Source organism: Rahnella variigena (genome assembly GCF_003610915.1).
In the GTDB taxonomy this organism is placed as follows: domain Bacteria; phylum Pseudomonadota; class Gammaproteobacteria; order Enterobacterales; family Enterobacteriaceae; genus Rahnella; species Rahnella variigena.
On record NZ_NSDJ01000001.1, the window covers coordinates 4,234,092 to 4,256,109 of the forward strand.

The 22,018-nt window shown below is 52.7% G+C and carries 20 protein-coding genes; 3 read left to right on the top strand and 17 right to left on the bottom strand.

All coding sequences use genetic code 11. The features are described from left to right. Nucleotides 1-49: 49 nt before the first annotated feature. The 13 genes from bamB to trmJ all read right to left on the bottom strand — a co-directional run bounded on the left by bamB (nt 50) and on the right by trmJ (nt 13,663). Entirely contained in the window at nt 50-1,231 is a 1,182-nt protein-coding gene (gene bamB / locus CKQ54_RS19470) for an outer membrane protein assembly factor BamB (protein ID WP_120161547.1), read from the bottom strand. Nucleotides 1,232-1,242: 11 nt separating this feature from the next. Further along, the gene (locus CKQ54_RS19475; RefSeq protein ID WP_120161545.1) at nt 1,243-1,863 is read right to left on the bottom strand and encodes a YfgM family protein; all 621 of its coding nucleotides are present in this window, start codon (nt 1,861-1,863) and stop codon (nt 1,243-1,245) included. 13 nt (nt 1,864-1,876) lie between these two features. After that, nucleotides 1,877-3,151, bottom strand: a complete 1,275-nt coding sequence (gene hisS, locus CKQ54_RS19480) for a histidine--tRNA ligase (protein ID WP_120161543.1) — start codon at nt 3,149-3,151, stop codon at nt 1,877-1,879. Nucleotides 3,152-3,284: 133 nt separating this feature from the next. Beyond that, nucleotides 3,285-4,406: a flavodoxin-dependent (E)-4-hydroxy-3-methylbut-2-enyl-diphosphate synthase gene (gene ispG / locus CKQ54_RS19485; RefSeq protein ID WP_120161541.1), complete on the bottom strand. Its 1,122-nt coding sequence runs from the start codon at nt 4,404-4,406 to the stop codon at nt 3,285-3,287. Nucleotides 4,407-4,448: 42 nt separating this feature from the next. Further along, complete coding sequence (gene rodZ / locus CKQ54_RS19490) at nt 4,449-5,447, bottom strand: cytoskeleton protein RodZ (protein WP_120161540.1); 999 nt, start codon at nt 5,445-5,447, stop codon at nt 4,449-4,451. Continuing rightward, on the bottom strand, nt 5,437-6,174 hold the full coding sequence (gene pilW, locus CKQ54_RS19495) for a type IV pilus biogenesis/stability protein PilW (protein ID WP_181955543.1): 738 nt from the start codon (nt 6,172-6,174) through the stop codon (nt 5,437-5,439). The genes rodZ and pilW overlap by 11 nt, the downstream gene beginning before the upstream one ends. 100 nt (nt 6,175-6,274) lie before the next feature. After that, nucleotides 6,275-7,474, bottom strand: a complete 1,200-nt coding sequence (gene rlmN / locus CKQ54_RS19500) for a dual-specificity RNA methyltransferase RlmN (RefSeq protein WP_255563945.1) — start codon at nt 7,472-7,474, stop codon at nt 6,275-6,277. A gap of 259 nt (nt 7,475-7,733) precedes the next feature. Continuing rightward, nucleotides 7,734-8,159, bottom strand: a complete 426-nt coding sequence (gene ndk / locus CKQ54_RS19505; RefSeq protein WP_013574367.1) for a nucleoside-diphosphate kinase — start codon at nt 8,157-8,159, stop codon at nt 7,734-7,736. Nucleotides 8,160-8,382: 223 nt separating this feature from the next. Then, nucleotides 8,383-9,246 (bottom strand): enhanced serine sensitivity protein SseB, encoded by an 864-nt coding sequence (sseB, locus tag CKQ54_RS19510; RefSeq protein WP_120161536.1) that lies wholly within the window; start codon nt 9,244-9,246, stop codon nt 8,383-8,385. Nucleotides 9,247-9,328: 82 nt separating this feature from the next. Further along, on the bottom strand, nt 9,329-10,639 hold the full coding sequence (gene pepB, locus CKQ54_RS19515; RefSeq protein WP_167459651.1) for an aminopeptidase PepB: 1,311 nt from the start codon (nt 10,637-10,639) through the stop codon (nt 9,329-9,331). Nucleotides 10,640-10,720: 81 nt separating this feature from the next. Next, nucleotides 10,721-11,890, bottom strand: a complete 1,170-nt coding sequence (locus CKQ54_RS19520; RefSeq protein ID WP_120161534.1) for an IscS subfamily cysteine desulfurase — start codon at nt 11,888-11,890, stop codon at nt 10,721-10,723. 325 nt (nt 11,891-12,215) lie between these two features. After that, nucleotides 12,216-12,710 carry a Fe-S cluster assembly transcriptional regulator IscR gene (gene iscR / locus CKQ54_RS19530; RefSeq protein ID WP_101076364.1) on the bottom strand — a complete coding sequence of 165 codons (495 nt, stop codon included), beginning with the start codon at nt 12,708-12,710 and terminating at the stop codon, nt 12,216-12,218. A gap of 215 nt (nt 12,711-12,925) precedes the next feature. Continuing rightward, a complete protein-coding gene (gene trmJ, locus CKQ54_RS19535) occupies nt 12,926-13,663 on the bottom strand; it encodes a tRNA (cytosine(32)/uridine(32)-2'-O)-methyltransferase TrmJ (protein ID WP_112288933.1) in 738 nt (245 codons plus the stop codon). Between the two features lie 127 nt (nt 13,664-13,790). On the opposite strand from trmJ, the gene suhB reads away from it, so the two are divergent. Further along, nucleotides 13,791-14,594, top strand: a complete 804-nt coding sequence (suhB, locus tag CKQ54_RS19540) for an inositol-1-monophosphatase (protein ID WP_112288934.1) — start codon at nt 13,791-13,793, stop codon at nt 14,592-14,594. A gap of 106 nt (nt 14,595-14,700) precedes the next feature. Here suhB and CKQ54_RS19545 read toward each other — a convergent pair whose 3' ends face one another. Both CKQ54_RS19545 and CKQ54_RS19550 read right to left on the bottom strand, forming a co-directional pair. After that, entirely contained in the window at nt 14,701-15,720 is a 1,020-nt protein-coding gene (locus tag CKQ54_RS19545; RefSeq protein WP_120161530.1) for a nickel/cobalt transporter, read from the bottom strand. Beyond that, nucleotides 15,711-16,376 (bottom strand): DUF1007 family protein, encoded by a 666-nt coding sequence (locus tag CKQ54_RS19550; RefSeq protein WP_425272795.1) that lies wholly within the window; start codon nt 16,374-16,376, stop codon nt 15,711-15,713. Before CKQ54_RS19550 ends, CKQ54_RS19545 begins: the two co-directional genes overlap by 10 nt. Before the next feature lie 185 nt (nt 16,377-16,561). Between CKQ54_RS19550 and csiE the strand changes: the two genes are divergently transcribed. Beyond that, nucleotides 16,562-17,842 (top strand): stationary phase inducible protein CsiE, encoded by a 1,281-nt coding sequence (gene csiE, locus CKQ54_RS19555; RefSeq protein WP_120161526.1) that lies wholly within the window; start codon nt 16,562-16,564, stop codon nt 17,840-17,842. Here csiE and CKQ54_RS19560 read toward each other — a convergent pair. Together CKQ54_RS19560 and glyA are read right to left on the bottom strand one after the other, a co-directional pair. Continuing rightward, on the bottom strand, nt 17,839-18,999 hold the full coding sequence (locus tag CKQ54_RS19560) for a 3-phenylpropionate MFS transporter (RefSeq protein WP_120161524.1): 1,161 nt from the start codon (nt 18,997-18,999) through the stop codon (nt 17,839-17,841). The genes csiE and CKQ54_RS19560 overlap by 4 nt on opposite strands. A 163-nt stretch (nt 19,000-19,162) precedes the next feature. After that, nucleotides 19,163-20,416 (bottom strand): serine hydroxymethyltransferase, encoded by a 1,254-nt coding sequence (gene glyA, locus CKQ54_RS19565; RefSeq protein WP_113875968.1) that lies wholly within the window; start codon nt 20,414-20,416, stop codon nt 19,163-19,165. A 303-nt stretch (nt 20,417-20,719) separates the two neighbouring features. Here glyA and hmpA point away from each other — a divergent pair, with 303 nt between their 5' ends. Further along, nucleotides 20,720-21,961 carry an NO-inducible flavohemoprotein gene (gene hmpA / locus CKQ54_RS19570; RefSeq protein ID WP_198659709.1) on the top strand — a complete coding sequence of 414 codons (1,242 nt, stop codon included), beginning with the start codon at nt 20,720-20,722 and terminating at the stop codon, nt 21,959-21,961. Nucleotides 21,962-22,018 lie beyond the last annotated feature (57 nt).

Sequence of the window (22,018 nt, forward strand, 5' to 3'; positions counted from 1 at the left end):
TTTAAAGCCCGGGATCAACCGATCTCAGAGCCTGACGCAGGTCGCGATATTAGCGGGTGAAGGAGTAAACTTCGCCACCTTTCGCCTGCACGACCAGCTTGTCACTGGCCACAATCGGTCCGCTCAGGAAGCCATCACTGTCAACTTTCTGCTGAGCCACAAAACGACCGTCTGTGGTGTTAATCCAGTGCAGATAACCTTCGGAATCACCGACCACAATGTAACCATTATACAACACCGGGGCTGTCAGGTTACGGTGCAATAATTCACTCTGACGCCACACGCTGACACCGCCCTGGGTATCAAGCGCCATCACGCGGTCATCCTGGTCAACCATATAGATACGGCCGCCATCAACGATGATGTCGTTGACTGAACCCACATCACGTTTCCACATGATCTGACCAGAACGAAGATCCATCGCCACCAGGCTGCCGTTATAGGCCAGTGCATACACAGTGCCATCAACGATAACCGGTGTGGTATCCACATCGCTCAGACGGTCAATTTCAGTTGTACCGGTAGTCTGAGAGATACGTTGTTGCCAGATCAGCTGACCTTCCTTCATCAGCACTGCGCTGACACGACCGTTGTCACCACCGACGATAGCCGCACCAAACGCCACGGCCGGAGCCGATTCGCCACGCAGGGAAAGTGTTGGCATATCGAGGTTAGCTGTCCACTGGATAGTACCATCGGACTCACTCAGCCCCTGCAACATACCGTTGCCGGTATGCACCAGCACCAGACCATCGCTGACGACAGGACGGGAAAGCGCTTCACCCGCGACTTTAGTCTGCCATGCCACAGTGCCGTCAGTGGTGTTCAATGCATACACCACGGCTTTCTCGCTGCCGACATACACATGGCTACCGGAGACCGTCAGGCCGCCAGAAAGTTGTGCTGAAATATTACGGGAGAGGAAGCCGGTCTTTTGAGACAGATTCACGCTCCATTTTTCTTTACCGCTGTCAGCGTCGAGTGCTTTAACCACACCAAAACGATCAGCAGCATAAATAGTGCTGTCCTGCCAGGCCGGACGCAGGTTGGAGTAGAAATCGCCTACACCGTCGCCTACGGATTTGCTCCAGACTTTAGTCGGAGTAAATTGATTCTCAACTTTTGGCAGCGGAGACATTTTTACCACGTCTTCTTCGCTGTTAAACAATGAACAGCCACTCAGCAGGGCAACTGAAACCCATCCTACCAAGAGTGTTTTACGCAATTGCATCGGGGTTCCCCTTAGCTGGCTAAGTTGTTCAATTTCATACGCAGCATAGTTTGCAGCGTTTGAGAGGGTTTAGAATCGAGTCCTTTGCTGTAGGCTTCACGTGCGCCTTTTGCATCGCCTTTCGCAAGCAAAACATCACCACGGATGCCTTGCTGCATAGCCGCCCAGCCTTCACCCTTCACGCCATCTAACGTTTTGAGTGCATCATCAAATTTGCCTTGCTGCATCTGGATACGAGCCAGACGTAAATTCACCAGCGAACGTAAATTATCTTCTTTAGCCTGACCTTGTGCCTGGACTAACTGCTTTTCAGCATTCGCGAAATCTTTGGTCTCAACGAAATGATCAGCCAGTTGCAGGGCAGCAAACACCCCGTAATTATTGTCATTGCTCTGAGCAAACTTCTCGAGACTGGCCACGCCCTGTGCATTATTACCCGTCATCGACTGATTCGCTTTCTGGAAAGACGCAGAAGCTTCCGTCAGGGCTGAGTCCTGGTGACTCTGCCAGAAACGCCAGCCGCCCAGGGCTGCAATACCCAGAACAACGCCGATGGCCAGCGCTTTACCATTTTCGGCAAAGAAGCGACGTACAGCATCAACCTGTTCATTCTCAGTGGTATAGACTTCCACAGTGTCCTTCTCCTTAACCCAACATCGAAGCCAGACGCGAGGCGATTTCGCTCTGCGCCAGCGTTTCTTGTGTTCCACTTTGCAGGTCTTTTACTACAACCTGCTGATTAGCAACTTCATCTTCGCCTAATACCAGGGCAACGCGCGCACCCCATTTATCTGCACGGGCGAATTGCTTTTTGAAGTTACCACCACCGTAGTTAGTCATTACTTTCAGCTCAGGCAGCGCATCCCGCAATTTTTCAGCCAGTTGCATGGCCGCGCTTTGCGTTCCGGCACCGGAAGAAATCACGTAAGCGTCAACAGTTGCCGGTGCTTTGAAGTCCGGGTTTACGGCCTGAACCAGTAATACCAGACGCTCCAGTCCCATCGCAAAACCGACGGCAGGCGTTGCACGACCGCCCAGTTGTTCGACCAGACCGTCGTAACGACCACCGGCACAAACGGTACCTTGCGAGCCTAAGCTGTGAGTTACCCATTCGAACACGGTGCGGTTGTAATAATCCAGACCGCGCACAAGTCGCTGATTAACCGTATATGGGATACCAGACTGCTCTAAAAGTTCACACAGACCTGTAAAGTGTTCTCTTGATTCTTCATCAAGATAATCACCGAGTTCCGGTGCATCGTTTAATAACGCCTGAATATCCGGATTTTTAGAGTCCAGAACGCGCAGCGGGTTGCTGTACATGCGACGTTTGCAATCTTCGTCCAGCTTGTCTTTATGCTGTTCAAGGAAAGCCACCAGCGCGTCACGATAGTTGGCGCGTGCTTCCAGTGAACCGATAGAGTTCAGTTCCAGTGCGACATGTTCAGAAATCCCCAGCGCACGCCACCAGCGGGCTGTCAGCAGAATTAATTCTGCATCAACGTCCGGGCCTTGCAGACCAAAAACTTCCACACCCAGCTGATTAAACTGACGATAGCGGCCTTTTTGCGGGCGCTCGTAGCGGAACATCGGACCGATGTACCACAGACGCTGTTCCTGATTGTACAGCAGACCATGTTCAATACCGGCGCGCACGCAGCCCGCCGTACCTTCCGGACGCAGCGTCAGGCTTTCACCGTTGCGGTCTTCAAAGGTATACATTTCTTTTTCCACGACATCGGTCACTTCGCCGATAGCGCGTTTAAACAATGGGGTCTGCTCTACAATCGGCATACGGATTTCATTGTAGCCGTAGCTGCCAAGCACCTGTTTCAACGAACCTTCAATGCGTTGCCACAGTGCAGTGTCTTCTGGCAGGTAGTCGTTCATGCCGCGAATGGCCTGGATATTCTTTGCCACGTCAGTTCTCTATCGTTTTATAAAAAATGAACCCGATTATAGGGGCTTTATGGGCTGTGGTTCAACGCACAGACGCCATTACCCCAGTCGGGTTCAATATAATGCAGATGTACGCTGACACCCGCAACCGATGTTACTTTTCAAGATGATTGATAACGATACGTTTACTCTCATCCATCAGCGCTGCTTTGGCGCGAATTTTAGCTTCTAACTGGTCGATCATGTCGTTGTTGTCAAAGCGCTCTCTCTGACGAACACCGTCTTCGTAGAAACCGCTTTTGTTATGACCGCCGGTCACGCCCATAGTGGAAACCAGCGCTTCGCCCGGACCGTTAACCACACAGCCGATAATCGAAACGTCCATTGGCGTGATGATATCTTCCAGACGTTGTTCCAGCGCATTCACGGTGCCGATGACATCAAACTCCTGACGCGAACAGGTCGGGCAGGCAATAAAGTTGATACCACGGGAACGTATACGCAGTGATTTGAGGATATCGAAGCCGACCTTAACTTCTTCAACCGGATCAGCCGCCAATGAAATACGTAGCGTGTCGCCGATGCCTTCAGACAGCAGCAGCCCTAAGCCAATCGCCGATTTAACGGAACCTGCACGCAGGCCACCCGCTTCGGTAATCCCCAGATGCAACGGCTGAACAATCTGTTTGGCCAGCAAACGGTATGACTCAACGGCCAGGAATACGTCAGACGCTTTAACGCTGACTTTAAACTGGTCAAAGTTGAGACGGTCGAGAATATCGACATGACGCATCGCCGATTCCAGCAAAGCCTGCGGCGTGGGTTCGCCGTACTTTTCCTGGATGTCTTTTTCCAGAGAGCCGCCGTTAACACCGATACGGATAGGAATATTTTTGTCGCGCGCGCAATCCACCACAGAGCGGATGCGGGATTCGTTACCAATGTTACCCGGGTTAATACGCAGGCAATCTACGCCATATTCTGCAACCTGCAGGGCGATGCGGTAATCGAAATGAATATCAGCGACCAGCGGGACATTAACCTGCTGTTTGATAAGTTTGAATGCTTCTGCTGCATCCATCGTAGGCACAGAAACGCGAACAATATCGACACCCACGCGTTCCAGTGATTTGATCTGTGCGACAGTCGCCGCGACATCTGTGGTGCGGGTGTTGGTCATCGATTGCACTGCAATCGGTGCTCCGTCACCTACAGGCACCTTGCCGACATAAATCCGGGTTGATTTGCGACGGGTAATGGGTGACTGGTTATGCATTACTTCACTCTCCATCGTTGCAATCGTCTGACAAACTGCCGATTACTCGGCAGCTAAGGTCAGGCGCGCAACACGGCTTGATTTTACAAAACGACTTAAATCAACCGGTTTGCCCTGGAACTGGATATCTACTGCACCCGGCGCACCGATTTTCAGTTTATACGGCGCAGTGCCCTTCACGCTGAAGGTTTCACCGCCTTTCTTCATGCCGCTGAACAGGGTTTTGCCTGACGCGTCATCAATCTGGAACCAGCAGTCAGCTTTAAAGGTAAAAGTGACCGCTTGTGGATCCGCACCCGCTGCCGCAGCAGTTTGTGCATCACCGGTTGGCAGACCGTTTTCAGCGGTGGCTGCTGGCTGGCTGGTAGAAACGGCAGCAGGTGCCTGTTCAGCTGGCGCAGTCGTCGTCGCTGGCGCACTGTTGGCGGTCGCCGCCGGTGCTGTGTTCAACGGAATGCTGTTCTGTGCTTGCGGTGCATTTGCAGCAGTCGCTGGCTCAGAAGCCGTATCGTCTGTGGTCGGTGCAGAATTTGCGTTATCGCCCAGAGGAATGGTCTGCCCCTGGCCGTTATCCTGATTCAGCTGTGCCGATGACTGATCGGCCATGGTTGCGATTTCCTGTTGCTGCGCCTGATGATTTTGCCACCACCACGCACCCGTCAGACCAACCACAACAAACACCACCAGCCAGGTAAAGCCCATCAGCCAGCCATCGCGTTTTTTGCGAGACTTACCGAGAGAGAACCCTTGCATTGACGCCACTTTAGGCACTTTGATCGGCGCTTGTTTACCGATCAGACCTAATAATTCTTCTTCAGGTACATGAACCAGCTTGGCATAAGAACGGAGATAACCACGCAGGAAAGTCGGCGCAAGATCGGCCGGCGTCGTTTCTTCTTCAATTTGGCGAATAGTCGAGACTTTCAGACACAGGCGTTCTGCAACGGCCTGATGACTAAGACCTAACTGTTCACGAGCCTGACGCAGACGTTCGCCTGTTGTCAGTTTTGCATTATTTTCTTGAGGGGCTTCAGTATTCATTGGCTAAGAACTGCTGGTACTGTTTAGATTGTGGATAACTACGCGCAAGTTGCTTACCGTAGCGTTGAACGCTATCCGGGTTGCCCGCTAACGCAGCGAATCGAATTTGCAACATGAGACTCTCAGCGGTGGCTGGCAGAACATGTTGATATACATCCAGTAAAAGTTTCGCCTGAGCGCGGTTCCCTTCCCCAAATTCTTTGGTTGCCTCAGTCAGCAAGGGTGCGCCTTTATCGGGATCAACTTTCAATGCCCGGCTCAGTAACACTCGCGCTTCCTCATTCTGATTGGCCTTCAGAAAACAGTAGCCTGCATTTTCCAGACTGTCAGCAACCTGACCGTAATCAGGCGCATTAGCTGCGGCGCTAAACTGCTGTTGTGCCGGTACATACTGCCCTAAACTACACAAAAACGCACCGTAATTATTTAACACCGTCCCATTTTGCGGCGCCAGCTTCAGCGCTTGCTGGTAGCGGCTTTCTGCGGCTTTCTGATTGCCGTTTTTTTGCTCGTAAAGCGCCATCCCCAGCTGCGTCCGATAATCCTGCGGCGCACCGTCAACGGCTTTCTGCAAATTCTGTTTTGCTGCGTCCATGTTCCCCTGATTCAGGTAAGCCATACCCAACTCGAGGCGCGTTTGTGCTGCGCCACTGGCCGGTTGCGACTCCTTCGGTGAACTGGAACAGCCTGCCAGCAAAGCCACCGACATGCCTGCAGCTATCAACATTTTCACACAGCCCTTCATTGTCATGCTTAATTCCCTTTACCCTGCCAGCGACAATAAAACAGCGGGCTTCGACGGAACACCGTGGCGAAGCCCATTGGGATCAGACGGCTTTTACGGAAATCTGTTGCTCGCCTGCCATTTTTTTCTTCAATGTACGTTTGGTACGGTCGATAACATCACCGGCCAGCTGACCACACGCGGCATCAATGTCATCGCCACGTGTTTTGCGCACGATAACTGTAAAGCCATAATCCATCAGCACTTTAGAGAAACGATCAATACGGCTGTTCGAGCTGCGGCCATACGGCGCGCCCGGGAACGGGTTCCATGGGATCAGGTTAATCTTGCATGGCGTGTTTTTCAGACGTTCTGCCAGTTCGTGCGCATGCTCGGTGCCATCATTGATGTGATCCAGCATAACGTACTCGATGGTGACACGCCCCTGATTGGCGTTAGATTTGCCAATATAGCGCTCAACCGCTGCCAGGAAAGTATCGATATTGTATTTGCGGTTAATCGGCACGATTTCGTCACGAATGGTGTCGTTCGGCGCGTGCAGGGAAATCGCCAGTGCGACGTCAATCATATCGCCCAGTTTATCCAGCGCAGGCACGACGCCTGATGTGGAAAGCGTTACGCGACGTTTTGACAGACCAAAACCGAAATCGTCGAGCATGATTTCCATCGCCGGAACCACGTTATTCAGGTTCAGCAGAGGTTCGCCCATACCCATCATCACCACGTTGGTGATAGGACGCGTACCGGCCACTTTCGCGGCACCGATAATTTTTGCCGCACGCCACACCTGACCGATAATTTCGGACACGCGCAGGTTACGGTTAAAGCCCTGTTGTGCCGTAGAACAAAAAGTACATTCCAGCGCACAGCCTACCTGAGAAGAAACGCAAAGCGTCGCACGGTCGCCGTCCGGGATATACACGGTTTCAACCAGTTGTCCGCCTACCTGAATGGCCCATTTGATGGTGCCGTCAGTGGAACGTTGTTCTGAAGCGACTTCCGGTGCACGAATTTCGGCAACGCGGGCCAGCTTTTCACGCAGCACTTTGTTGATATCGGTCATTTGCTCGAAATCATCGCTGCAGTAATGGTACATCCACTTCATGACCTGATCAGCACGGAACGGTTTTTCGCCCATGTTGATGAAGAACTCACGCATTTGTTTGCGGTTAAGATCAAGAAGGTTAATTTTTGCGGCAGCAGGCGCGACAACGGCGACGGCTTCTGCAGAAGCTTGGGTAGTCTCAGACAAGGTTTGCTCGGGCGTGTTGAATTCTGACATGAAAAAATGGCCTCGTTGTTACACGTTATGGCGTATTGGAAGTGCAGAGCCGAATGTATCTTTATACATATATCTTTTACATATAGTGCAAACAGTACAAACAGATGGCCTGCAAATAAATTGCGCCCCGAAGAGGCTGGCTCATTCGGGGCGCAACATTGTACAAATTTTAGGGCACGGTTGCCATGTTTGGTAGGTACCTGTTACAAAATTCTTGCGAATTTGCGGCACATCTTCCAGCAGAGCTTACCCAAAAATCTTAACGCGGGCAGATTTCGCTTTCGGTGAAGAAATAAGCGATTTCGCGTTGTGCAGATTCTACAGCGTCAGAACCGTGAACCGCGTTAGCCGTGAAGCTGTCAGCGAAGTCTGCACGCAGGGTGCCTGCCAGAGCGTTGTCCGGGTTAGTTGCGCCCATGATGTCACGGTTACGCTGAACTGCATTTTCGCCTTCCAGAACCTGAACCATGATCGGGCCAGAAGTCATGAACTCAACCAGACCGTCGAAGAAAGGACGGCCTTTGTGTTCTGCGTAGAAGCCTTCAGCTTGTTCTTTAGTCAGTTTCAGCATTTTTGACGCGATGATAGTGAAACCAGCGCGTTCGAAACGTGCGTAGATAGCACCGATGTCGTTGTTAGCTACGGAGTTTGGCTTGATGATGGAGAAAGTACGTTCGATAGTCATGAAAAAACCTCAGTCTGACTTTTATAGGTAGGGCCGGTTAATTTAATGTTATACCTGCCGTAAAATGGCGGTGATTATAGGGAGCGAAGTTAAGATTGCCTACCCGAATCACAACATTTAATTAAAAAAATGTGTGATTGATTCACTATCGAACCTAAACCGCCTATTCCCCTTAAACAAAACAAGGGCAAAACGGCGTTCTGCCCTGCTTTATCCCCTGATTTTATGCCTGACCGGACGACGGAATAATGTTACGCAACCAGCTTCCCCACTTGCGCTGGTAGAACGGCTGCGTGTGGCTGATCAGATAATGGCTGATACCGCGTTCCTTTTCAGAAACGATACAGAAATCCACCGGACGATCGTCGGGTGAGGTTTCGCTCGCCACATTCCCCGCCTCGCGGATCAGCGCATCGATTTCCTGCTCATCACCGTCAGCCTCAACACCAATTAACAGGTTTGGCTGATCGTCCACGGCTTTATCATGGATCAGCGCCATAAAGGCGCGGCGCACCGGCTTTTTCTGCGTGAACAGCGTGGTCAGCGCGTCGATCATAGCGGAAGGATATTCGTCCGGCTGACCAATCAGCAGCTGGCTTTCTTTATCCAGCACCAGCTCCGAGGGCGCATTCAGCCCGCCATTGCTCAGCAACAGCGTGACTTCATTTGGCGTGAATTCTTTGCCGTATTCTGACTTGGGATTCAGAAACAATTCTTCCCCTTGTGTCATTTCAAACAACACACGGGCAGGCAGCGCGACAAACGCCTGCTCATCCGGGCTTTCACCGGCACTGGCTTTTTCCAGGACGTCCACCGAAGAAAAGAAAGGAATGATCGAACTGCCATCCTGCTTTTCCCAGTGCAAAATATTCAGTTCACTGCCTGCGGTGATCGCCACACTGCCCTGCTTTTCAGCGTCATCCTGCCCTGCATCACCCAGCACAAAAACGGTGGATTCCAGCAAAGTTTGATAAAACGCCGGACGCCATGCCGGTGCGGTGACAGAAAGGCGAAGCAGACGCTCCAGCTCGTTTTCACCGTCAGTCGCCGCTGCGCCAGCAGGAAGATGATCGTGTGGGACACTCATGATTCTTGACTCCGGTAGTAGTATAAAACGGGGCGCCGTTAAGCGCCCCGTTGTGCATCATGCATGCATTGCTTTCTGAAACTTACTTCGCTTTAGCTAACAACAGGTTAGCCACGGTACGCACACCCAGACCGGTTGCACCGGCAGACCACTGATCCGCTGCGCTTTTGCGATACGTCGCAGAACAGTCGATGTGCAGCCAGCCTTTCTTATATTCAGTGACGAAATGAGACAAGAACGCCGCCGCCGTGCTCGCGCCAGCAGTGTGCGCAGGACCGGCAATGTTGTTCAGCTCTGCAAAGTTAGACGGCAGATGTGAACGGTGGAACTCTTCCAGTGGCAGGCGCCAGAACGGTTCGTGTTCAGCTTTCGCGCTTTCCAGCAGTTCACCTGCCAGTGCATCGTCAAAGCTGAACAGCGCGTGGTAATCGTTGCCCAGTGCCGTTTTTGCCGCGCCTGTCAGTGTTGCCGCATCAATGATCAGTTCAGGATTTTGCGCAGACGCGTCGATCAGGCCATCGGCCAGCACCAGACGGCCTTCGGCGTCAGTGTTCATCACTTCTACGGTTTTACCGTTACGGTAACGGATGATATCGCCGAGTTTCAGCGCGTTGCCGCTGACCATGTTATCCGCGCAGCACAGGTACAGTTTCACGCGCTTGTTCAGGCCGTTAGCCGCCGCCAGCGCCAGAGCGCCAGTCAGGGTGGCTGCGCCGCCCATATCAGCCTTCATGGAATCCATGGAAGCGCTTGGTTTCAGGCTGTAACCACCGGTATCGAAGGTGATACCTTTGCCGACCAGACAGGCATAAACCGGGGCATCCGCGTCGCCGCTCGGGTTGTAATCCAGTGCCAGCAGTACCGGCGGACGGTCAGAACCACGGCCAACGGTGTGGATCCCCATATAGCTTTGCTGACGCAGATCGTCGCCTTTGGTAATGCGGTAGCTGACTTTTTCGTTGCCAAATTCACACATTAGATCAACGGCACGGGTCGCCAGTTGTTCAGGAGACAAATCTTCTGCCGGGGTATTGATGGTGTTACGCACCCAGTCGATAATTTTCAGGCGTTGTTTCAGCGTGTTCGCGTCATCTTCAGACAGTTCAGCCCATTCAACATTGCGTGCGCCTTTCGGACCACGGAAGCCCTGCCAGAATGCCCAGCTGTTTTCGAGATCCCAGCCTTCACCCGCCAGTTTGACGTTTTTAACGCCCTGACCGTCGATGCGGCGGGCAGCGCGGGAAATAGCCGTCAGCGCCTCGCCGTCTTTCAGGTGAATGGTCATACCGGCGGAATCCGTGCTCAGTGTTGCCTTTTCGCCCCAGCGTGCATCAGCTGGCTCAGAGGAAAGGAAGACGGACATCGCTTCATTGGTCGTTACTTCGGAACTCATAACAGGACTCCTGATTGTTTTTATCTTCAATGAATATTCATTATCAATGACAGGCAAATCACCCGTTCAGCGGGTGGCACTTCATTTCGTATAAACAGGGGGCAATTCACGCAGGCGGCGGACTGATTTCACCACCAGCGCAATCGCATAATCAATTTCTTCTTCCGTTGTCCAGCGCCCGAGGGAAAAACGGATTGAGCCATGTGCCAGCTCTTCGCTTAATCCTATGGCTCGCAAAACGTAGGAAGGTTCAAGGCTGGCAGACGTACAAGCGGAACCGGACGACACCGCCAAATCTTTCAGCGCCATAATCAGGGATTCCCCTTCAACATCAGCAAAACTGACGTTAAGAATGTTTGGCGCGGCATGTTTCGGCGTTCCGTTGAGAAACACCTGATCAAGCTGCTGAATGCCTTTCCACAAGCGATCGCGCAATGCGCTCAGACGCGCCACTTCGGCGGTCATTTCTTCTTTGGCGATACGATACGCTTCGCCCATTCCGACAATCTGATGCACCGGCAAGGTACCTGAACGCATACCGCGCTCATGACCGCCGCCGTGGATTTGCGCGTCTATCCGCACTTTGGGTTTACGGCTGACATACAGCGCCCCAATCCCTTTCGGACCGTAGATTTTATGCGCGGAAAATGACATCAGATCCACTTTCAGCTCACTGACATCAATCGCAATCTTGCCCACGCTCTGGGTTGCATCTACATGGAAAAGAATGCCATGACTGCGGCACAGCTCACCGATTGTCGCAATATCCTGCACCACGCCGATTTCATTATTTACCTGCATGATGGATATCAAAATGGTGTCGGGGCGCAGCGCCGCTTCAATCATAGCAGGAGGGATAAAACCGTCAGCCTGAGGCGCCAAATAGGTGACATCGAAGCCTTCAGTTTCCAGCTGGGCACAGGTATCCAGCACCGCTTTGTGCTCCGTCTGGCTGGTGATGATGTGTCTGCCTTTCTCACGCTGCGCGTGGGCGGCACCTTTAATCGCCAGATTGTCAGATTCTGTCGCGCCAGAGGTGAAGACAATTTCACGCGGGTCGGCATTAATCAGCTCGGCAATCTGGTTGCGCGCCACATCCACCGCCTCTTCGGCCTGCCAGCCAAAACGGTGAGAACGGGAGGCCGGATTACCGAAAGTACCGTCGAGTGTTAAACACTGCATCATCATCTTCGCCACTCGCGGATCTACAGGCGTGGTGGCAGAATAATCGAGATAAATAGGTAATTTCATGGCAGGTAAGCTCCGGACTGCGCGTTCGGCTTCGAACGAAAGAATTAAAAAAACGACAACCAGTTTAAAACGGGTTCACAGATTCTTAAAAGGGAAATGACACTTTGCGGGCACTAATCGGTAAGAATTGACGCCTGAAAAGCAAAAGCCCGCGGAAATCTGCATTTCCGCGGGCTTTTAGTAACGTAAAAATTCACATGCATCCCCAAAATCATTCGTGTCGCATCAAGGCGGCAACGGAGCAAAACCCCGGGAGCATACAATAGTATGTGACCGGGGGTTGCGACAGCAGCCAACGCCGAGGCGGCGCGAAGGATGACGGGGATTAGGCTCGAAGATTGACGTTGATAGTTTCCATCTGGCGGCCATTTGGCTGACGACGGATTTCACCGTTCTGACGGTCGGCCACTTCCAGGATTTCCTGGTTGTTAACCAGCTCAGCCAGGGTAATGTTGTTCAGGAAGCCGCTGATGCGCTCGCTGAGATCACGCCACAAGGTGTGAGTCAGGCAACGTTCGCCATTCTGGCAGCCTTCTTTACCCTGGCAACGCGTCGCATCGACAGATTCGTCAACGGCAGTAATCACTGCGCCAACCGCGATATCGCCGGAATCTTTACCTAACAGATAACCACCGCCGGGACCGCGAACACTGGCAACCAGACCATTTTTGCGTAAGCGCGAGAAAAGCTGCTCCAGGTAAGAAAGGGAAATACCCTGACGCTCAGAAATGTCAGCCAGTGGTACTGGTCCTTCCTGTGAATGCAGTGCAACGTCGAGCATAGCGGTCACGGCATAACGGCCTTTGGATGTCAGTCTCATAGCATGGTTACCTGTTTAAAATGACTTAAAAATTCAATAGTGCGGAACATGCAAACGAGTCTGCCATTCCCGAGTAAAACAGTCAACTATTTAACCTACTGTTTTACTCAAGTATTACAAACCCGGCCATTCCGCACTAATTTTGTCATTCACGAACAACGCATAACCTTTTGATTAAAAAACTGAATACTGTTTTTATAAACAAATCCTTCCGCTTATTCTTTGTTGCTATTTGTCTTTTCAATCGACGTCAGGATGCCGCGCAGGATGTTTAATTCCTGAGATTCAGGTCGCGCACGGGTAAACAGACGGCGTAATTTGCTCATCACCTGACCCGGATGTGCCTGACGAATAAAGCCGGTTTCCAGCAAGGTTTTTTCCAGATGCTGATAGAAACGTTCGAGATCGTCGACCAGCGGATACGGCGTTTCTTCGTATTCGATTTGCGGTTTTGCCGCTTCCAGCAACGCCAGATGTGCAACGCGCACTTCATAGGCAATAATCTGCACGGCCATTGCCAGATTCAGCGAGCTGTATTCAGGGTTCGCCGGAATACACACGTGGTAGTTACATTTTTGCAGTTCTTCATTGGTCAGCCCGACGCGTTCGCGGCCAAACACCAGCGCAACCGGCGCGGTTTGTGCCGCTTTTGCACTGTGCTCACCGCATTCACGCGGTTCAAGCATCGGCCACGGCAGTGTGCGGGAACGCGCACTGGTGCCGATCACCAGACTACAACCGGCCAGCGCTTCATCAAGCGTATCAACAATCGTCGCATTACCGATGACATCACTGGCACCGGCCGACAAAGAGATAGCCTGAGAGTCAGGTTTTACCAGCGGATTCACCAGATAAAGACTTGATAAACCCATGGTTTTCATGGCACGGGCGGTAGAGCCCATATTGCCAGTGTGAGACGTTTCTACTAATACAATGCGGATATTGGGCAGCATAGGAACTCTTAGCCAGACGGAAAATCACAACAGCCTAACACAACGGTAGTTAATTTTCAGAACCCCTGCTATACTGCGCGCCGTTTCCCGTATTCCCGTTCTTTAACATCCTAGTTGGAAGATATCCATGCATCCGATGCTCACCATCGCCGTGCGCGCTGCGCGCAAGGCCGGTAACCTGATTGCCAAACATTACGAAACGCCAGACTCTGTAGAATCTACACAAAAAGGTACCAACGATTTTGTTACCAACGTAGACCGCGATGCAGAACACATGATTATCGATGTTATTCGCAAATCCTATCCAAAACACACCATCATCAGTGAAGAGTGTGGCGAGCTGGAAGGCGAAGACAAAGACGTACAATGGATTATCGACCCGCTGGATGGCACCACCAACTTCGTTAAACGCTTCCCACATTTCGCTGTTTCTATCGCCGTGCGCATCAAAGGCCGCACTGAAGTCGCGGTAGTTTACGACCCAATGCGTAACGAACTGTTCACCGCAACCCGTGGTCAGGGCGCACAGCTGAACGGTTATCGTCTGCGCGGTACCAATGCGAAAGATCTCGACGGCACCATTCTGGCGACCGGCTTCCCGTTCAAAGCAAAACAACACGCGACCAGCTACATGAATGTGGTTGGCAAACTGTTCACCGAATGTGCAGACTTCCGTCGCACCGGTTCTGCTGCGCTGGATCTGGCTTACGTGGCAGCTGGCCGCGTTGACGGTTTCTTCGAAATCGCCCTGAAACCTTGGGATTTCGCCGGTGGCGAACTGCTGGTTCGTGAATCTGGCGGCGTTGTGACTGACTTCGTTGGCGGCCATAACCACTTCTCGTCTGGCAACATCGTTGCAGGCAACCCACGCGTCGTTAAAGGTATTCTGATGACCATGCGTGATGAACTGAGCGAAGCGCTGAAGCGTTAATTTCGCCGGTTATTGATAGAAAGAAATACAAAGAAAAACGGACGTCCTTTCGGGCGTCCGTTTTTTTATATCTGCCGTTTATCCCATGAAGGTTGCGCCCCGGAACTTATCCCCGGAAAGGCCCGCCGGTGATTGGCGAAACGTCTCCGCCGCCGGTGCTGTAGAGCAATATTCCTGCCACCAGCAATACCATCCCACCGGTCAGCGCCAGCAGCGACCAGGTGATCCGCTGCCAGGCCGCAGGCGTACGGGTTGCGCTCAGTTTCACCGCCAGCGCACGGCTGTAAAACACCAGTACGCCAATCAGCGAGACGGTCAGCGAGGTGCCGATGGCCATCGTAATGGCTGAAATCACGCCCCAGCTGTACACGCCAATCACTTTGGAAAACAGCAACACCATGATCGCACCGGAGCACGGGCGTAATCCCATCGCCAGCACAATCGCTATCTGTGTGCGTAAATCGCCGCCCGCCTGAAGTTGCTGATCGCTCGGTACATGCTGATGTCCGCAGCCGCAATGTTCATCGTGGACATGTGTTTCACTGCCCATCGGCGACAGGCTGTGGATTTTCATTGCCGGTGCCGGACGCAAACTTTTTATCGTCTGCCACACCTGTTTCAGCGCTCGCCAGCACAGCAATAACCCGAGCAACATCACCAGAATGAAGCTGCCCCGCTCCATCCAGAAACTGCTCTGATGCAGCTGACGCGAGGAAAGTTGCAGCACGCCGAGCACTACGCTGACCAGCAATATCGCCACCAGTCCCTGCACTATCGCCGAGGCAAACGTCAGTTTCAGGCTGCTTTTCAGTCGCGAAGGATGGGTCGCCAGATAGGTGGTGATGACAATTTTACCGTGCCCCGGCCCGATGGCGTGGATCACGCCATAAATCAGGCTGAAACCGGCCAGCGTCATGCCCGACTGCATCGGACTTTCTTTCACCTGCCGCAACAGCCCGGCCAGTTCCTGATGCAATTCCCGCTGCCAGATAATGCTGCTCAGCAAAATCCTCGGCCAGTAGTGGATGAGAAGAAAAATGCCGCCCGCCAGCAGCAACATAAATATCGCCAGCGGCCACAGATCGCGCCATGACAGTGTTTTCGGTGGTGTGGAGATTAATGACATTCCAGCGTGACCTTCTGAGCAAATTGCTGACCAAGATCCATATCTTCCGGCGGGGCATCAGCCTTATCGAGAGACAGCGCGTAGTTTTGCAGCGAGGCATCAGGCTTGGGCGTAAACAGCGCCAGCGTGCAACGTTTTTCCAGCTCAGGCGGCAGATGCAGCGCGGTTTTATCCTTATAGGTCATATCGACGAAATATGAAGGATCGAAGGTAGAGAATTCCATCGGTTTACCGGCCAGTGCCTGAGGCTTCGCCAGCGGCAACACGAATTCCAGCACCGCCTGATCGCCTTTACGCGACAGCTGATATTCGCTGGGCAAGTCGAGATATTTAACCGGTTTACCTTCGCGATAAAAGTCAGTGAAGTAATGCTGACTGAGCACCCGCGCCATGACTTCCGCCGCCAGTTTTTTCCAGATATCTGAACCGGGTTTGGCGTTCTGCGCGTCGTACAGCAAATCTGCGGATGTAATTTCGTCCATAGTCCATACCATTTTCAGCCCGGTCAGCGAGGTGTCATTCGCCACCAGCGTCGTCTGCATATCAATGAAACTGTGCGGGTGCGCCATGACCGTGGCGGGCAGGCAGAACAGCGCAACACCCAGCCATTTGCCGTAACGGGAGAAAGGCCGGTTCCGGGCCTGGGGTAACGTCATTTCCATATCAGCGCCATATATTGTTACTAAGTAACACTATTTTGCTGTGCATTTAAGCGGTCGTCAAAAATATCTGTGATCTGAGTTGTAAGCCGGAGTAAAACCCAATACCCGCGCCATAATGCGGGCTTTCGCTTTGCTATGCTTGACTAATAATTTCAGGCGATACCTTTCCGGCAGGTGATATGAATCCAGACAAACAGCCCTCCCCAGCGCTTTCCGCTACGCAACGCCGCTGCCATGTGTTGCTGATGCTGTACGCGCCGCTGACGGCAGTTCAGCTGGAGATCATCAGTGAAATCAACGGCGTCGGATTAACCACGACCTGGGAAGATCTGGCAGAAGTGACCTGCGAAATTCAGCGCATCCATCAGCTTGATGTACTGCAATACAGCGAAAAAGAATGCCGCATTCAGGGTGATACGCTCGCCCAGCGGCTGTGTTTATTTCAGGGATTACGCCGCACATTACGCATTTCACCGGACTTCGTTTCCCGCCATTTTATCCCCTGGCTGCACATCGCCTTCGAAGGCCAGACCTGCCCGAAGGCGGCACTGCGCACCGATATTCTGGGCATGATGCTCGAAGACTGCGGCACGTTATTACCCAAACCGCTGAGCGGTCATGACCGTCAGCTGATGCTGATTTGTCTTCAATACTGTCTGTGGCAGAACAATGATCAGACCGGTTTACGCTTTACCGAACAACAGCGGCGCTGGCTGCGCGAAAAGCCCGAATATACTGCCGCCCGTGAACTGTTTATCCAGTTACAGGAACTCAGTAACGGCCTGCTCGATGACTGCGAATGTGAGTTTTTCACCCTGATGTTACGAATGCTGAAAAACCACAGTTATCAGAGTTCCGGTTCGACGGAAGATCAGCGCCTGCTGTTAGAAATTGAAAATATGGTGGCGCGTTTTCAGGACATCGCCGGGATGAAATTCAGCAGCTACGAAGGGCTGGTCGGCCAGCTTTTCGCCCATCTGGGTCCGGCGATTGAACGCTGTCATTTCGGCATTGGCATCGACAATCTGATGCAGGAAGAAGTAAACCGCATGTATCCGCGACTGGTGCGCACCACCCGTGAGGCGTTGGCGGGGTTTGAGCACGAATATCTGATTACGCTTTCAGAGGATGAAATCGGATTAGTAGCGATCACCTTCGGCGCGTGGCTGATGCAGGGTAACGCCTTGCAGGAGAAACAAATCCTGCTGCTGACGCATGATAATCCTGAACTGGAAGAAGCGGTCGAACAACAAATCCGCGAAGCGACGCTGCTGCCGCTGAACATCAAATATCAGACGCTGGCGGATTTCTATAAATTTGGTGCCCCGAGCGGCGTGGCGATGATTGTCACCCCTTACGCCACCCGCAGCACCGACGCCGATCCGCTGGTGATCCACACGCAGTTGCCGCTGGCCAAAGAGCAGCGAAAACGTATCCGCTCGCTGCTCGAAGCCCCCTAGCTGGCTGACACCTCCGGCGCTGACGGCGTGACCTGCGGACGCAGGAAAATCGCCGGCACCACCAGCAGCGCCATCACCCAGAATAATCCCGCGTGCAGATGTTCGAACAGGAAGCCGGACACCATGGTCATCACCGCCACACCGCCGCCCATTGCCAGCGCGGAATACACCGATTGCAGGCGGATAACCTGATCTCGCGGACGCGCCGCGATAAACCGCATCCCCGCCAGATGGCAAACCGTGAAGGTACCGCAGTGCAAAATCTGAATCACGATCAGCCACGGTAATGCGGTAAATGCGCCCATCATGCCCCAGCGCACCACGCCACACACGGCGGATAGCAGCAACATATCGCGCGCCGACCAGCGGCTGAACAGCTGTTTACTGAAAGTGAAGACCAGCACTTCAGCGACCACGCCAAGCGACCATAAATAGCCGATGGTGGTCGAAGAATACCCGATATCCTGCCAGTAAATCGCGCTGAAACCGTAGTATGCGGCGTGTGCGCCCTGTAATAACGTTACGCATAACAGGAACCGCCAGACCGGTTTTTCGCCGAGTAATGCTTTCCACGAAATGGCCGGCGCACCGCTGGTTCGCGGTTCTCCCACCGGTTTTACGCTTGGGCGCAGTAACATGCCAAGCAACATGGCTGCCACGCCTGCGGTCAGCGTATAGAGGATCGCGTTGTGTCCGTAGACCTCCACCAGTTTACCGGTGACCGCCGAGCCAATCACAAAGGCAATCGACCCCCAGACGCGTACTTTGCCGTAATCCATATTGATCTGGCGTTGCAGCGTACCGGCCAGCGCATCGGTCAGCGGAACCAGCGGACCAAAGAACAGGCTGAAACCGGCAATGTTGATCATCAGCCACGCCCAGCCGTTGCCAAACCAGAACCCGACGGCAAACGCCAGCGTGAGCAACGCGAGGATGCGCAAACCGGTGATGAGATGCGAAGGGTCTTTGATGGAGGGCGAAATGATTAACGTGCCAAGAAAACGGGCGACTAAACCGGCGCCGAGCAACAGGCCAATGCTTTCGGAGGAAATACCCTCGCCTTTAAGCCATAAGCCCCAGAAGGGAAGAAAAATACCGTAACTGAAAAAATAGGTGAAATAACTGAGTGCAAGCCAGCGCGTGGAACGCAATTCCATAAATCCTCCGGTGTGAGGCCAATACTTTGACAAAGCTCACAATCGCTAGCAATCCGCAGACGCTTTCATACTCCAGTAATGTCTGCCAGCTCACAAATTCTGATACATGCCCATAAAAAAACCCGCCGGAGCGGGTTTTAGCAGCTTTACGTCTTCGCAAATATTACGCGTAAACCGGGAAGCGTGCACAGATGTCGAGAACTTTCTGTTTAACGCGTTCGATAGTGCCTTCGTCGTTCACGTTGTCCAGCACGTCGCAGATCCAGCCAGCCAGTTCACGCGCTTCAGCTTCTTTAAAGCCGCGACGGGTGATAGCCGGAGTACCGATACGCACGCCGGAAGTCACGAACGGGCTTTTCGGATCGTTAGGCACGCTGTTTTTGTTCACAGTAATGTTAGCACGACCCAGTGCGGCATCGGCTTCTTTACCGGTCAGGTTTTTATCAACCAGATCCATCAGGAACAGGTGATTGTGCGTACCGCCGGAAACCACTTTGTAGCCACGTTCCAGAACCACAGCGACCATTGCCTGAGCATTTTTAGCCACTTGCTGCTGGTAGGTTTTGAACTCAGGTTCCATCGCTTCTTTCAGTGCTACCGCTTTACCGGCAATCACGTGCATCAGCGGGCCGCCCTGGCCACCAGGGAAGACAGCGGAGTTCAGTTTTTTATAGAACTCTTCGTCACCGCCTTTCGCCAGAATCAGACCGCCGCGTGGGCCAGCCAGCGTTTTGTGCGTGGTGGTGGTCACGATGTGTGCGTGCGGAACCGGGTTCGGATAAACGCCCGCAGCAATCAGACCGGCAACGTGTGCCATGTCGACGAAGAAGTAAGCGCCAACGCTGTCGGCGATTTCACGCATTTTTGCCCAGTCAACGATACCGGAGAACGCGGAGAAGCCGCCGATGATCATTTTTGGTTTGTGCGCTTCGGCCTGACGTTTTACGTCGTCATAATCGATGTCGCCGCTTTCGTCGATGCCGTAAGGTACGACGTTGTACAGTTTACCGGACAGGTTAACCGGTGAACCGTGCGTCAGGTGACCGCCATGGCCGAGGTTCATCCCCAGAATGGTGTCGCCCGGTTGCAGCAGTGCGGTGTAAACCGCGAAGTTTGCCTGCGAGCCGGAGTGTGGCTGAACGTTAGCGAAATCTGCACCGAACAATTCTTTTGCACGGTCGATGGCCAGTTGTTCAACGATGTCGACGTACTCACAACCACCGTAGTAACGTTTGCCCGGGTAGCCTTCGGCATATTTGTTGGTCAGCTGCGAACCCTGAGCCTGCATAACGCGCGGGCTGGTATAGTTTTCTGACGCAATCAGCTCGATATGTTCTTCCTGACGAACAACTTCTTTTTCCATTGCTGCCCACAGCTCAGCATCATAATCGGCAATGTTCATTTCACGCTTTAACATCCGCATCTCCTGACTCAACAAACTAAAAATAAAAGCCCCTTCCGGGTTCTGCGCAACAGTGTAAATGTTTAAGCGCCCTTCGGATAGGGTCAGTTTGAGGTTTTTAGGCAAACGATTGGCTCCAGATACAGCAAGGCTTTGATCTGCGAACATCTGCCCGTAATCAAGGGATAAATATTCATCTGAACATGTACAAATTTCAGCTTTGTGACTCAGCCCCCATCGCACTGCTCCATCACACTCTTCACCTTAAAAGCCCTTACCCCTTTAGGGGGGTTTACAGAAATTGTGGGTTTATATAAGATGCATTTAAAATACATGTTTAATGAAATCGACAAAGACACGGAGTTCACTATGCTTGATTCAGCCACTATCGCTACCGTTAAATCCACTATTCCTTTGCTCGCAGCGACCGGTCCAAAACTGACCGCGCACTTCTACGACCGCATGTTCGAGCACAATCCCGAGCTCAAAGACATCTTCAATATGAGCAATCAGCGCAACGGCGATCAGCGTCAGGCGCTGTTTGATGCCATCTGTGCTTACGCCGCCAATATCGAAAATCTGGCGGCATTATTACCTGCGGTGGAGCGCATTGCGCAAAAGCACACCAGCTTCACCATTCAGCCGGATCAATACAACATTGTCGGTGAACACCTGCTGGCAACGCTGGATGAAATGTTAAGCCCGGGTCAGGAAGTGCTGGATGCGTGGGGCAAAGCCTACGGCGTGCTGGCGAATGTGTTTATCAACCGTGAAGCAGAGATTTATCAGGACAGCGCAGAAAAAACCGGTGGCTGGCGCGGTACGCGTGAATTCCGCATCGCCGAAAAACAACCGCAAAGTGAACTGATCACCTCTTTCCTGCTGGAACCTGTCGATGGATTGCCGGTGGTGGATTTCCAGCCGGGACAATATCTGGCGGTGTATATCCGTGATGCGTCGCTGGAAAATCAGGAAATCCGTCAGTATTCCCTGACCCAGGCGCCGAACGGTAAAACCTACCGCATTGCCGTAAAACGCGAAGGCCAGGGCGCGGTATCCAACTTCCTGCATCACTTTGCGCAGCCGGGCGACATCATTCATCTTGCAGCCCCGCACGGCGATTTCTTTATGGATATCAGCGATACCACGCCGGTCGCGCTGATTTCTGCCGGTGTCGGTCAGACCCCGATGTTAGGTATGCTCAATACGCTGGCAGAACGCGGACATCATGCGCCGGTACAATGGCTGCACGCGGCGGAAAACGGCGCGGTTCATGCGTTTGCCGGTGAAGTGAAAAGCGCGCAGAAAAACCTGCCGCAGCTGGAAAGCCATGTCTGGTATAACCAGCCACAGGCAAATGATTTACCGGGAGAGGACTTTCAGTATCAGGGTCTGATGGATCTGAGCAAAGTCAGCGAACAGCTGAATGATCCAGCCATGCATTTCTACCTGTGCGGTCCCGTCGGCTTTATGCAGTTCGCGGCCAAACAGTTGCTGGCGATGAACATCAGCGAAGCGAATATTCACTACGAATGCTTCGGTCCGCATAAAGTCATTTAATTCCTGCCCTGAAAAGAAAAAGGCTGACACATAATGTCAGCCTTTTTTATTGCTGCG

What these genes read in the sequence shown, in the direction of transcription:
- CKQ54_RS19520 (WP_120161534.1), bottom strand. Translation starts at nt 11,890, where the DNA reads ATGAAATTACCTATTTATCTCGATTATTCTGCCACCACGCCTGTAGAT.
- rlmN (WP_255563945.1), bottom strand. Translation starts at nt 7,474, where the DNA reads ATGTCAGAATTCAACACGCCCGAGCAAACCTTGTCTGAGACTACCCAA.
- CKQ54_RS19545 (WP_120161530.1), bottom strand. Translation starts at nt 15,720, where the DNA reads ATGTCATTAATCTCCACACCACCGAAAACACTGTCATGGCGCGATCTG.
- ispG (WP_120161541.1), bottom strand. Translation starts at nt 4,406, where the DNA reads ATGCATAACCAGTCACCCATTACCCGTCGCAAATCAACCCGGATTTAT.
- iscR (WP_101076364.1), bottom strand. Translation starts at nt 12,710, where the DNA reads ATGAGACTGACATCCAAAGGCCGTTATGCCGTGACCGCTATGCTCGAC.
- ndk (WP_013574367.1), bottom strand. Translation starts at nt 8,159, where the DNA reads ATGACTATCGAACGTACTTTCTCCATCATCAAGCCAAACTCCGTAGCT.
- bamB (WP_120161547.1), bottom strand. Translation starts at nt 1,231, where the DNA reads ATGCAATTGCGTAAAACACTCTTGGTAGGATGGGTTTCAGTTGCCCTG.
- glyA (WP_113875968.1), bottom strand. Translation starts at nt 20,416, where the DNA reads ATGTTAAAGCGTGAAATGAACATTGCCGATTATGATGCTGAGCTGTGG.
- rodZ (WP_120161540.1), bottom strand. Translation starts at nt 5,447, where the DNA reads ATGAATACTGAAGCCCCTCAAGAAAATAATGCAAAACTGACAACAGGC.
- hmpA (WP_198659709.1), top strand. Translation starts at nt 20,720, where the DNA reads ATGCATTTAAAATACATGTTTAATGAAATCGACAAAGACACGGAGTTC.
- CKQ54_RS19550 (WP_425272795.1), bottom strand. Translation starts at nt 16,376, where the DNA reads ATGACGTTACCCCAGGCCCGGAACCGGCCTTTCTCCCGTTACGGCAAA.
- suhB (WP_112288934.1), top strand. Translation starts at nt 13,791, where the DNA reads ATGCATCCGATGCTCACCATCGCCGTGCGCGCTGCGCGCAAGGCCGGT.
- trmJ (WP_112288933.1), bottom strand. Translation starts at nt 13,663, where the DNA reads ATGCTGCCCAATATCCGCATTGTATTAGTAGAAACGTCTCACACTGGC.
- pepB (WP_167459651.1), bottom strand. Translation starts at nt 10,639, where the DNA reads ATGAGTTCCGAAGTAACGACCAATGAAGCGATGTCCGTCTTCCTTTCC.
- sseB (WP_120161536.1), bottom strand. Translation starts at nt 9,246, where the DNA reads ATGAGTGTCCCACACGATCATCTTCCTGCTGGCGCAGCGGCGACTGAC.
- CKQ54_RS19560 (WP_120161524.1), bottom strand. Translation starts at nt 18,999, where the DNA reads ATGGAATTGCGTTCCACGCGCTGGCTTGCACTCAGTTATTTCACCTAT.
- csiE (WP_120161526.1), top strand. Translation starts at nt 16,562, where the DNA reads ATGAATCCAGACAAACAGCCCTCCCCAGCGCTTTCCGCTACGCAACGC.
- pilW (WP_181955543.1), bottom strand. Translation starts at nt 6,174, where the DNA reads ATGTTGATAGCTGCAGGCATGTCGGTGGCTTTGCTGGCAGGCTGTTCC.